This is a genomic window from Paenibacillus nasutitermitis, assembly GCF_014641075.1.
Taxonomy (GTDB): Bacteria; Bacillota; Bacilli; order Paenibacillales; family Paenibacillaceae; genus Paenibacillus_Z; species Paenibacillus_Z nasutitermitis.
In genome coordinates, this window is sequence record NZ_BMHP01000002.1 from 1483907 (window position 1) to 1495460 (window position 11554).

An 11554-nucleotide genomic window follows, 5' to 3' on the forward strand; every position below is an offset into this window, starting at 1 on the left:
AAGAAGAAACGGCTAATGCCGTCCTTTGCGGCGAAGCCGTTTCTCCCCTTAAAAGTATAAACCTGGCATACGTGAAAACTTAAACGTGCTTATTGTTGAAAAAAGCGCTAACTGGCGCATCAGCGTGTCTTGAGGCGGGCTTTGCACCTGTTACGCGCTTTATAAGTCCCAGTCCGCTTCTGCCCTATTCAAACTTGCGGCTCACTCGCCTTTAAGCCTGTTCCAGACTGTCCTCGGCCGCCTCTACGATAAGGTCGAACAATTCGTCATCTTCCTCCAGCGCTTTCTCCACGGCAAAAATTTCCTCTTCGGATCCTGACTCCTTGCCAAAGCTCAGGCTGTAATCCCACATCTTCCCTTTTTTCGTAAGCAGCGTTACTTCGTAAGGATGCTTGTGGCCCTCAACCTCAAAGGAAACATGTCCCTTGTAACCTTCTTCGGAATCATGCGTCATGGAAGCATTCGTAATTTTGATGTTCACTATCTCGTTTCCTCCTTCACACCTGTTCACATGGAACGAAGCATGTCTTCCCTAAAATGTACATGATCCGCAGAAAAAAGAAAAGAGCAGCAGCTAAGGCTGGCGAGTCAATTGTAAACAGTTTGTCCGCAAATTTTGCAGTTCCTCCAAAAAATTTCTTCATTTCTCACAAAAAACCGTTCCCTTGGGTGTAATTTTATGATATCATGAAAGCGCTAACAAATTCATCTTATTAAGGGGGCGCTTCACATGATGAATGTAGCAGTAACCGAACGAAATGTGTATGAAAACTTCGAGGTAGAGACGGATATTCTTTATTTCAACGTCGGCCGGCTGGGTCTGGTAAGCTTCCACGGCAGAAATTATAACATAAAGAAGAGCATGAGCGCTGACCAACTGCAGTCCTATATCGCGGATGGACGGTTCGTTAAGGTCAATGCGAATTGTTATGTAAATGCGGGGAAAATGTTATCCATGGACGACGGAATCATTCATTTTAAGGGATGCGGCAGCGAAGAGAAACAAGTTCCGGTGTCCAAATGGAGACAGAATCAGATTAAGAATCTGCTCTCATCCCGCAAGCCTATCGCGATGTAACGGCAGGTTTTGGTTTTTTTTCCTGCATGATGCTTAATCCGGAGCCTTGAAGCCAAGAGATCACATTCTCTTTGTGCGGCAAGGTTTTTTTCATGTTTGTCACACTCGGAGAGGCCGTTCATTCATTCAAATTCCTTCCCCAATAACCCGTTAAATAAAACAACCGTCATCGCAATCGGCAATAACGGTCTGGTCGGTATATCTCTAAGCGGGCATCGCCTCAGTTTTTGTTCTGTTCCCGGGCTCTGTCCATATTGGCAATAATCTGATTAAACAAGCGGGTTAACTGCTTTACATCATCGTCCGACAAGCCTGTGAACATCATCTCGGATATTTCGGCGCGCTTGCCTTTAAGCTTCTGGACAACCGCTTTTCCCTTTTCCGTAATCACCAGATTCACGACACGGCGGTCATCTAGATCGCGTTCTCTCTCCAGATATTCCATATCGATCAGCTTGTCGGCGATCCCTGTGATCGCCCCTGCGGTAACAAGCAGCTTCTCAGCCAGCACCGAAGCTTTCTGCGATCCGTCTTCAAACAACCGGATAAGGATACGGGCTTGCATCCCATTCAAGCCAAATCCATTCGTTTTGGTCCATTCGGAGTCCATCCGACGTTTCATTTGGATAAACGCATTTTCTAACTGAATCAAATCCTGCTGGCGCTGCTCTTTCATAGCTGACCACACCCTTCGCTAATCTCCAGCTTTTATTTTAAATCAATATATTTTAGTTGTAAACTTCTCTATCTGCCCGCTTCCCCCTTCCTTCTCCCAAGCTAGCCACAACGCTTTCGTTGTGATAAACTTATAGGTATTAATCTATGAATCTGGACTTATGTCAAAGAGGTTTGGGATGTCCGAAGTACGGGCACAAAGCTCTTTACTTACACATTGGAGGGACTAGCATGGCAACAAAAAGAATGCGTTCAGATATGATCAAAAAGGGATTCGACCGCGCTCCGCACCGCAGCTTGCTGCGCGCTGCCGGTGTCAAGGAAGAGGACTTCAACAAGCCCTTCATTGCCGTTTGCAACTCGTATATTGATATTATTCCAGGTCATATGCATCTTCAGGAATTCGGCAAGCTCGTAAAAGAGGCGATCCGCGAAGCAGGCGGTATCCCGTTTGAATTCAATACGATCGGCGTTGACGATGGTATCGCAATGGGCCATATCGGGATGCGCTACTCACTGGCAAGCCGCGAAATTATTGCCGATTCCGTGGAAACCGTTGTAAACGCCCACTGGTTCGACGGAATGGTTTGTATCCCGAACTGCGACAAAATCACCCCTGGGATGATTATGGGCGCCCTTCGTGTCAACATCCCGACCATGCTCGTCAGCGGCGGCCCGATGAAAGCCGGCAAAACAGCCGATGGACGTTCGATTTCGCTTTCCAGCGTATTTGAAGGGGTTGGCGCGCATCAGGCAGGTAAAATCGACGATGCCGCTCTTCAGGAGCTTGAACAGTACGGCTGTCCGACCTGTGGATCATGCTCGGGCATGTTCACAGCCAATTCCATGAACTGTCTGGCTGAAGGTCTCGGACTTGCCCTGCCGGGCAACGGCACCATTCTCGCGGTGTCCCCGGAGCGCAGGGAGTTCGTCAAACAGGCGGCGCGCCAATTGATGAATCTGATTGAACTGGACATCAAGCCGCGCGATATCGTTACAATTGATTCGATTGATAATGCCTTCGCACTGGATATGGCAATGGGTGGATCCACCAACACCGTGCTTCATACGTTGGCTATTGCCCATGAAGCCGGAATCGAATATCCGATCGAACGCATTAACGAAGTAGCAAGCCGGGTTCCGCATCTGGCCAAGGTTGCTCCCGCTTCCGATTATCACATTGAAGATGTGCACAATGCTGGCGGCGTGAGTGCGATTATCAATGAGCTCTTCAAAAAAGAAGGCGCCCTGACCGGGGACGTTATAACAGTAACCGGAAAAACGCTCCGCGAGAATGTAGCGGGAGCCGAGATTCTGGACACCGATGTGATCCGCCCTCTGGACAATCCGCATAGCGAGCGCGGAGGACTGGCGGTTCTGTTCGGAAACCTCGCTCCGGGCGGAGCGATTATCAAAGTAGGTGCTGTTGACAAGTCGGTTGGCGGTTATCTCAAAGGCCCTGCCATCTGCTTCGATTCTCAGGACGAAGCGCTTGCGGGCATTGCCGGCGGCAAAGTTAAAGAAGGCCATGTTGTGGTCATTCGCTATGAAGGTCCTAAAGGCGGACCGGGTATGCCCGAGATGCTTGCTCCTACCTCGCAAATCGTCGGAATGGGACTTGGCGCGAAAGTTGGACTGGTTACGGACGGACGTTTCTCCGGCGCTTCCCGCGGCATCAGCATCGGACATGTTTCGCCGGAAGCGGCAGAAGGCGGACCGATTGCATTCGTCAATGACGGCGACATGATTGAGCTGGATATGAATAACCGCACGATGAACCTGCTTATCAGCGATGAAGAGTTCGATCAGCGCAAAGCGAACTGGAAAGGCTTTGAGCAGAAAATCAAAAGAGGCTACCTGGCCCGTTATTCTTATCTGGTGACGAATGCCAGCACCGGCGGCGTAATGAAAATGTAAATATCCGCAAGTAAGCGCGGAGACTTATCTAAAAAAAACCGCTTTGCCTGAGGCATATAATTTGCCAGGGGCAAAGCGGTTTTTATCGTTAAGTGGGAGGTATCAGGCAGACGGCTTGCTTGTCGCTTCCCTTACATATAGTTAGAATCCTTTAAACATTGGTTAATACCAATTATGTTATGACGCTTTGAGGAGTGATGATTTGATTACCAATGATGGAGAAAATAACCCCCTTTCAGTGGAGAATGACGCTGTCCCTCTGAATGCCAACCCGTTCATCATCGACAATCGCCTTTATGTATCCCTTCACGCATTAGCCGAATCGGTTCAAGCGCAGGTTAAATACAACAAAATAGATCATACCATACATCTTACAGCAAAGGAGAAGCAGCTCACATTCTGGTCCGGGAGCTCCATCATCCTGTTTAACGGCCTCCGCAAGGAAGTAGGCAGTCCCATCATCACCCGCGAAGGAAGAACACAGATCCCGCTTCGATATATTGCAGATCTGCTCGGGTGGGAGGTCACCTGGCACGGAAATGCGATTGTATTAATTCCCCGGTCCATTATTCTCCCACCCTGGATGCGGCAGAAATAAAAAAAGAAATGCCGTTAAGGAGTAAAATCCCTGACGGCATTCCCGTTATCATACACGGCATGCGATACCGCAGCCGGCCTGCCCGGCGCCTGCAGCTTATCCTCATATCCCGCGGCAGCGGACCACTTGGAGGTAAAATCATCCCCATTGCCGTACCGGTGCCAGAACTCCTCCATTGACATGGCAATAATACGCGGTGTCAGCTTGCTGCCCTTATCCTTGACTCTGCGCTTGCCTGAAGGGTGAAGCACCAGAAGCAGAAGCTTCAGATATATTCGGGTCATTCTGTCGAACAAGCCTTTCGGCAAATCAAGCACGCTGAAGCCGAACTGCTCGGCTCCGCGATTTATCATACTGATTCCATATAATCCCTGAACATGTTCAAACTCCTGCCTTCCCGCGATTTGAGCCGCGAGCTTGGGCATTCCTTTCTCCACTTCACGGATAAGCCGAATCGCAACATGCATCATGGAACGCGCTTCTGTCATCAATCGCAGCAGCTTGCTGTTGTCGAAATGCAGTTCGATAACCTCATCCTTGTCCTTGATGATCTGGCCGTCCGACAGCTTAAGCGGTTCCCCGCGGTACGGCACCACCCGGATATGAAAGATCGAATCGTCTCCTCCGGATTTGACGCGAAACAGAAAATGGAAAATTTTCTCCCAACCCATCCAGCAGGCAATCGTGGCGCGCTTAAGCCATCCAAGCTCCCGGCGGCTGTTTTTGTTCCTGTCCGTAATCGCAATCATTTCCGATATGTCCACAAACCGCAAGCCGCGGTGTGTGCCTTCCTCCAGATAACATTCAAGCGCCTCCAGCATGTTCGCCGGCGCCTCCAGATCCGCTCCCAATGTAGCACCGCAATCATGCAGCAAGATGACTTCGCCGGGAACAAGCTTCTTCATCAAGCGTTTCTTGAGACGGGCAGCGCCCACTCTTTTGCGCCAATCTCCAAACAGCGACGACCATAGAATAATCTGCAGATGGCCCATGTTAGAGAAATCGAACAGATTGACAATTCCCCAAGGAGGACGATAATAGGCGGACGGCACGCCGGTTGCTTGCCTGATCAATTCCGATGTCCGGTGAATTTGCCGGGTAACGGTTCTCGGGCGCATAAACCAGTTGGACTTGTGTACATAGTTGTGTATGCCGATAATATGCCCTTCATCATGCATGCGTTTGAGCAGCTCGGGATGTCTTTCAGCATGTATCCCTACAACAAAAAATGTGGCCTTGGCGTTATAACGCTTTAATAAATCCAGGAGTATAGGCGTATATATGGGATCCGGTCCATCATCGAATGTGAGTGCAATTTCTTTGTTGGCAAGCCCCTTCTTGAATACCCGAAATCCGAATGTCCGACTTATTAGTCCAGGTAAAAAAGCGTAAAAAGTCAAAATATAAAAGCCCCATAGCAGGAAGTTCTCCATATCTCTATTCCCCACCACCCTAGTTTATATCCCTGCTAACACTGGTAGACGGAGCACTAATGTTCCTTATTTTCATTGTAACATAATGCTTGGGAGAACGGCTACGATTGTTGCCCAAAGCTTGTCTTTCGAAAAAAAGAAAACACTATGGAAACTCCCGCCACTTAGTGTACAATCAGGATGAATATCCCGTCATTATATTCGCAAAGGAGCAGCACGATGATTTCTTTCTACCAGAAATACTGGCGTACCGCATTTGATATTGCATTGATTGCCCTCACCGTTTACCTGGTCATGTTCGCATTCAGCTATTTCTATCGTATCGCCACCCCCATCTTCTTATGCTTCATTATATTCATGTTTATTGAGCCGCCGACACGGTGGATGACGCGGATGGGCATCAGGAAATCCATTGCCGCTGGCATCTCCGTGCTTATTTTCACCCTGATTATTGTTGGCGTCTTTGTCGGCGCAGGCTTTATCATGACGACCCAAATTACCGGCCTGGCCGAGAAGCTTCCTTATTATCAGCAGTTGTTTACAGATCAATTCCAGAAGAATTCCGCATATATAGAAGGGAAGATGCAGGCACTCCCCCCGGGCATAACCGATAAAGCCACTGAACTCGTCGGATACATCACCAACTGGGGTCAAAAAATTGCCACCGCTTTCCTGCTTTCTCTGGGTGGCTATCTGAAGTCCGTATCCACCTTCATTTTCAACTTTGCCATTGGCATCATTCTGGCCTATTTTCTCAGTCTTGAAATTGCCGACTGGAAGAAGACAGCACGGAAGAAAACGCCAAAAACGTTTAAAACCGCTTATTATTTTTTGCGGAATAATGTTTTTGCAGGGATCAGCGGTTATCTGAAAGCGCAGGGCAAGCTGATCTCCATCACCTTTGCCGTGATCTTCGTCTCCCTGCTGCTGCTCGGCGTCGAAAATGCTTTTTCGATTTCCCTGCTATCCGCTGTTTTCGATGTCCTTCCGCTTCTAGGTGTAGGAACTGTCTTTATCCCATGGATCATTTATTTGTTTATCGTCGGACAAACGACACTTGCCATATGGCTGACAGTGTTGTTCCTGGCTGTAGTTCTGACCCGGCAAATCCTTGAACCCAAGATTACGGGAGACACACTGGGCGTTTCGGCTTTTACGATGCTGGCCTTTATGATTATTTCACTTTCCTTGTTCGGCGTGGCAGGTGTTATTCTGTCGCCTATTCTTATGATTTTGATTAAAGCCCTGTATGATCAGGGATATTTTCACCGTTGGATCCATCTTCCCCGGGACGAATATGACCAAACCCCGCCGCAGCCGCCGCAGGCCGCATCATGACCTGCCGCACGCGACGATGAAAAAAGCCTGCATCCCCCTCCTTTGAGGCAGGACGCAGGCTTTTTGCTCATTTTTTATTTTTCATCCAAAATAAAGACCTCGATGGAGCTTTGCAGTTCCTCCGCCAATTGGGAGAGAGATTGTGCGGTTGCCGCGGTTTCCTCGCTGCTGGCAGCTGCTTCTTCCGTGACGGCTGATATGTTTTCCACTGCCGAAAGCACGGTCGATGCCTGTGCAGCCTGCTCCTGGCTTGCAGCCGCAATCTCGGAAACCTTTTGGCCGGCTTGATCGACCATTAACGCGATTTTACGGAAGGATTCGCCGGTCTGTTGGGACAGACTGGAGCTGGAATGGACAGCCGTGACGCTTTTCCTCGTATTTTCCTGCATGCCTTTAATAATGCCTGCAATCTGCTTGGTGGCATCCCCGCTTCGCTCTGCGAGCTTGCGCACCTCATCGGCAACGACCGCGAAGCCGCGTCCCTGTTCTCCAGCCCGGGCAGCTTCGATCGCAGCGTTAAGAGCCAACAGATTCGTCTGATCGGCTATATCCTCGATCACCTCAATGATCTCCCCAATCTTCTGTGAATCCTCCTCCAGACGCGCCATCTGGGAGCTGACCGCCTGCATACTGTCCATCGATGAGCTGACAACCTCGCTTCCCTCCCGCGCCAGCTTCATGGTATCATCCGACAGCTCCGCAGCCTGCTCGGTGTTCTGGGCGACGGAATGAATGGCTGCCGACAACTCCACAAACAGCTCGTTGATGCTGAGCGCAGCGCTTGCCTGATTCGTGGTGCCATCGGCAATTTCCTCTGTACTGGCCGAAATTTGCTGGGCAGCCGCAGCCACGCTATGCGATGAAGATGTGATGCTGCCGACGATCTGCCGCAGATTATCCACCATGTCATTTACTGCGGAGGCAAGCTTGCCGACCTCGTCCTTGGTTTGAATATTATTTTTCTCTCTCAGGTCCCCGACAGCCACCTTGCCCACAACCAAGACCAGTTTATTCAGCGGGTTCGCAATTATCCGTGCGATGTAATAACCAAAAATAATACTGAGCAGCACGGCCGCGAGTACAATCCCAAACGTCAGATTGCGGGATTGGATATACATATGTTCATTATTCTTATTGGCTTTGGACGCATCGGACACATTGATGTCCACGAGTTTCACAATCAGGCTCTCCATCGTATCCGCTTTGGATTTGAGATCGCCCCGTAGAATTACGAGCACCTCATCGTTGCGCCCTGCCAGCGAAACCTTGATCAATTCCTCGATGCCTTCCGAATAGGCGCTCCAGGCTTCCAGCATCGGCTGAAGCGCTTTGTGCGATTCCTCGCTCATTACCGCCTCGCCGAATAAAGCGAGGTGATTCGTTACGTTTTGCTTGACCCGCTTGAAATCTTCATTATTTTTTTCTTTTTGTCCGGGGTCCCGCTCAATATAAAATTCGCGGGCCAGCTTGCGGATTTCGTTCACATCGGACTTGGACTCCAGCAAATAGGTAACCGGCACCAGATTATCGTTGTACATCTCTTTGAGATTGCTGTTGAATTTATTAAGATTATTTAAACCGTAAATACCGACAAAAGCCAGAATGCAAGCAATAATCAGAAAAGCTAAAATCAGCTTAACGCTCGTCTTTAAGTTATAAAACCATTTCATAATGTCTGCCACCTCGATGAGTTTAATGGTTTCTTTCCGTTTATGTCCGTTAAACACTTGCAGCCGTTCTGCTAATAATCCCTCCCATATCTACGATTAATCCTACTTGCCCGCTTCCCAATATCGTGGCGCCCGAAATCCCATCAACCCTGCCAATAAAGCTGCGATGGGAAGCATTCTGACTTTCATTGCATTTTCCTGCAGCTTGGTGATCGTAAGATTCAAATGATCGGATAATCCGTCAAATTCGCTCACAGATCCGTCCGCGCCAGCCCTTTGGTAATAAGCCTTTTCCAGCGGTTGAAGTCGTGTCTGGGCAATGACCAGCTCTCCAACCAGGTTCATCATGTATTCCAGATGCTCAACCTGAACACGGATCGTCTTTGCTTTTCCCTTTGGCGGTTATCTCTCCTCTCGCCTAGACCCCGGCCTTTTCCTTGATCAGCATATCCAATCTCAGGATGCCTACCAGACCTGTCGAGGAAATCCCGATGCCTCCAACAAAAGCGCCGCTCTCGTCGTCACCTTGCCCGGGAGGAGGCTGAATGCTCGTAAACCTGGCTACCTGGACGACCCGGTCCACGATTAAGCCGACAAATTCCTGTCCATAATTAACGACCAGAATGCGGGTCGCTTTGCTTGCAGGGCTTTCTTCGATATCAAATATGGAGCTTAAACGGATAATGGGTATGATATTGCCTCTTAAATTAATGATGCCCTTAACATAAGCAGCGCTGTTGGGGACTTCGGTAATGGGTGGCAACCGGATAATTTCATGGATAGCGGAAATGTTTACGGCGTAGTTTTCATCGCGCAATTCAAATTCAACATACTGCTCGGCGAGCGCTTGCATCATAGGGGCTCCAATCCATGAGGTAAGATGAAAGACAAACTTCCATATAACGGTATCTGGACCAGGAAGCTAACGGCGAGTCACCTCCCTTAATTTGGAGGCAATTGCTGCGGGCGGGAGCACATAATCAACCGCTTCCGTTTCGATTGCCGCACGCGGCATGCCAAATACAACGCAGGATTCCTTGGATTGGGCGATCGTGGTTGCAGCCCCGGCCGCTTTGGCGACAGCCATCGCTTCCGCGCCATCATTGCCCATGCCCGTCATCAGCACGAAATGCCGCTTGAGTTTCTCAAGCGTGGTGACGGAGGTGAACAGCTCATCTACGGATGGCATATGTCTTCCTTTTCGAGACTGCTGGTGGAGCATAAGACGGTAGCCTGTGCTGCTTTCAACCAGGTTTAGATGATGATCTCCCGGTGAAATGTAAGCGGTTCCACCTTCCAAGGGGGAGTCATGCCTGGCTTCTTCCACTGTCAAGGGACAGCTTTGATTCAGCCGGTTGGCCAGGGAAGCTGTAAACGGCGCAGGCATATGCTGGACGATCACGATCGGGTGTGGGAAGTCCGCTGGAAAATTGCCAAGCAGAACCTGGAGCGCCTGAGGGCCGCCTGTAGACACGCCGACAGCAATAATATGCTCGATCTTCTTGCCAGTAACGGGACGCTTGGGACTGTGTTGTGTAACGGAAGGTTTAATTCGCATGATTTGCAATTGGCGGGAAGGAATACTGTGAGCTGTTTTAATTTTCTCTCTGATTTCTTCTTTCACTTTGAACAAATCCATCGATAACGAGCCTGATGGCTTATGGATAAAATCTACCGCGCCTTGCTCAAGCGCGGCAATCGTTTCCATGGCTCCCGATTCCGTCAGTGAGCTGAGCATCAGGACAGGTGTCGGCTTCTCCGCCATAATCCGCTGCAGAGCCTCCAAACCATTCATCACAGGCATTTCAACATCAAGGGTGATGACATCCGGACTTAGCTGTTTTGTCAGCTCGATGGCCTGCATGCCATTTCGGGCTGTCCCGATCACCTCAAGCTCGTCATCTTCATTAATATAATTGCTGATCATGCTGCGCATGAAAGCTGAATCGTCGACAACCAAAACTTTAATAGCCATAGCCTCACCCCATTCATGAATGTACGTTCTAAATATGCATCGTGGCGAGCTATTTTATCATATGCGAAAATTGTTGAATTTTGTCGAATTTGGCGTTTGATTCTAATTTACTTCCTCATAACTCTCTTTGTCAATGTATTTTTTTCCGCTATTCCCAGCGTTACTTCTGTTATATACTGGATTATGAATCGCTGTTTTCCCTGCTGATCAGGAACGCTTACGAAAAAAATAATAAAGGTCGGACATTTCCTCGGAAAGGGACAGGAACCGATCTACGATTTCCCCGTCAAACTGGGTATTCTTATACAGCGCCAGCTCCCTCTCCGCTTCTTCAAATGTAAGCGGCTCCCTGTATGGACGCGTGAGCATACAGTCGAACGCATCGAGAACGGCACAAATTCTCGCCGGAACGGGAATTTGCTCTCCCTTCAGCCCGCTGGGGTAACCGGTTCCGTCCCAGCGTTCATGATGGTACAAGACGATATCATTGATGCCTTGCTCTATGTAAACCTGGTCCAGCAGCAGCTCTGCTCCAAGCTCCGGATGAAGCCTGACAATCTTCCACTGCTGCTCCGTTAATGGCCCTTCCTGATCCAAAATACGCGCTGGAACGAACAGCTTGCCAATATCGTGCAGGAAGCATCCTCTCATCAACATCTCTTTGTCCTTAATATCCATCTGCAGCGCATGAGCAAATTTCTCAGCCAAAAAAGCTACTCTCACGCTGTGCTGATAAGTATCCGGACTTTTGATCTCCAGCGAATTCATCCAATGTGTCGTTCCAGCCATCATACGTTGACGGACTTCCCAATCCCGATCCGTCTCATAAATAGACTTCATGCTACACACCATCCTTGTCTGTCGTGTAGT

General features: G+C 49.2%; 12 protein-coding genes. 4 read left to right on the forward strand and 8 right to left on the reverse strand.

Annotated features, from left to right (window positions below):
* Nucleotides 1-211: 211 nt before the first annotated feature.
* Nucleotides 212-481, reverse strand: coding sequence for a hypothetical protein (locus IEY46_RS16940; protein WP_229750334.1), 270 nt, complete (start codon nt 479-481; stop codon nt 212-214).
* A 249-nt stretch (nt 482-730) separates the two neighbouring features.
* Between IEY46_RS16940 and IEY46_RS16945 the strand changes: the two genes are divergently transcribed.
* Complete coding sequence (locus IEY46_RS16945; protein ID WP_188993128.1) at nt 731-1078, forward strand: hypothetical protein; 348 nt, start codon at nt 731-733, stop codon at nt 1076-1078.
* Between the two features lie 220 nt (nt 1079-1298).
* On the opposite strand, the gene IEY46_RS16950 is transcribed toward IEY46_RS16945, so the two are convergent.
* Nucleotides 1299-1754 carry a MarR family winged helix-turn-helix transcriptional regulator gene (locus IEY46_RS16950; RefSeq protein WP_188993129.1) on the reverse strand — a complete coding sequence of 152 codons (456 nt, stop codon included), beginning with the start codon at nt 1752-1754 and terminating at the stop codon, nt 1299-1301.
* A gap of 230 nt (nt 1755-1984) precedes the next feature.
* On the opposite strand from IEY46_RS16950, the gene ilvD reads away from it, so the two are divergent.
* Nucleotides 1985-3670, forward strand: a complete 1686-nt coding sequence (gene ilvD, locus IEY46_RS16955; protein ID WP_188993130.1) for a dihydroxy-acid dehydratase — start codon at nt 1985-1987, stop codon at nt 3668-3670.
* A 202-nt stretch (nt 3671-3872) separates the two neighbouring features.
* Nucleotides 3873-4268, forward strand: coding sequence for a copper amine oxidase N-terminal domain-containing protein (locus IEY46_RS16960; protein WP_188993131.1), 396 nt, complete (start codon nt 3873-3875; stop codon nt 4266-4268).
* A 14-nt stretch (nt 4269-4282) separates the two neighbouring features.
* On the opposite strand, the gene IEY46_RS16965 is transcribed toward IEY46_RS16960, so the two are convergent.
* Nucleotides 4283-5701, reverse strand: a complete 1419-nt coding sequence (locus tag IEY46_RS16965; RefSeq protein ID WP_188993132.1) for a polysaccharide deacetylase family protein — start codon at nt 5699-5701, stop codon at nt 4283-4285.
* A 219-nt stretch (nt 5702-5920) separates the two neighbouring features.
* Between IEY46_RS16965 and ytvI the strand changes: the two genes are divergently transcribed.
* Nucleotides 5921-7039 carry a sporulation integral membrane protein YtvI gene (gene ytvI / locus IEY46_RS16970; RefSeq protein WP_188993133.1) on the forward strand — a complete coding sequence of 373 codons (1119 nt, stop codon included), beginning with the start codon at nt 5921-5923 and terminating at the stop codon, nt 7037-7039.
* 74 nt (nt 7040-7113) lie between these two features.
* Here the strand turns inward: ytvI and IEY46_RS16975 are convergent, their stop codons facing one another.
* From IEY46_RS16975 to IEY46_RS16995, 5 genes are all read right to left on the reverse strand, one after another.
* Nucleotides 7114-8709, reverse strand: coding sequence for a methyl-accepting chemotaxis protein (locus tag IEY46_RS16975; RefSeq protein ID WP_188993134.1), 1596 nt, complete (start codon nt 8707-8709; stop codon nt 7114-7116).
* Nucleotides 8710-8811: 102 nt separating this feature from the next.
* Nucleotides 8812-9057: a hypothetical protein gene (locus IEY46_RS16980; protein WP_188993135.1), complete on the reverse strand. Its 246-nt coding sequence runs from the start codon at nt 9055-9057 to the stop codon at nt 8812-8814.
* Between the two features lie 70 nt (nt 9058-9127).
* On the reverse strand, nt 9128-9565 hold the full coding sequence (locus IEY46_RS16985; protein ID WP_188993136.1) for a chemotaxis protein CheW: 438 nt from the start codon (nt 9563-9565) through the stop codon (nt 9128-9130).
* Between the two features lie 66 nt (nt 9566-9631).
* Entirely contained in the window at nt 9632-10684 is a 1053-nt protein-coding gene (locus IEY46_RS16990; RefSeq protein ID WP_188993137.1) for a protein-glutamate methylesterase/protein-glutamine glutaminase, read from the reverse strand.
* A gap of 207 nt (nt 10685-10891) precedes the next feature.
* Entirely contained in the window at nt 10892-11524 is a 633-nt protein-coding gene (locus IEY46_RS16995) for an HD-GYP domain-containing protein (RefSeq protein ID WP_229750335.1), read from the reverse strand.
* Nucleotides 11525-11554 lie beyond the last annotated feature (30 nt).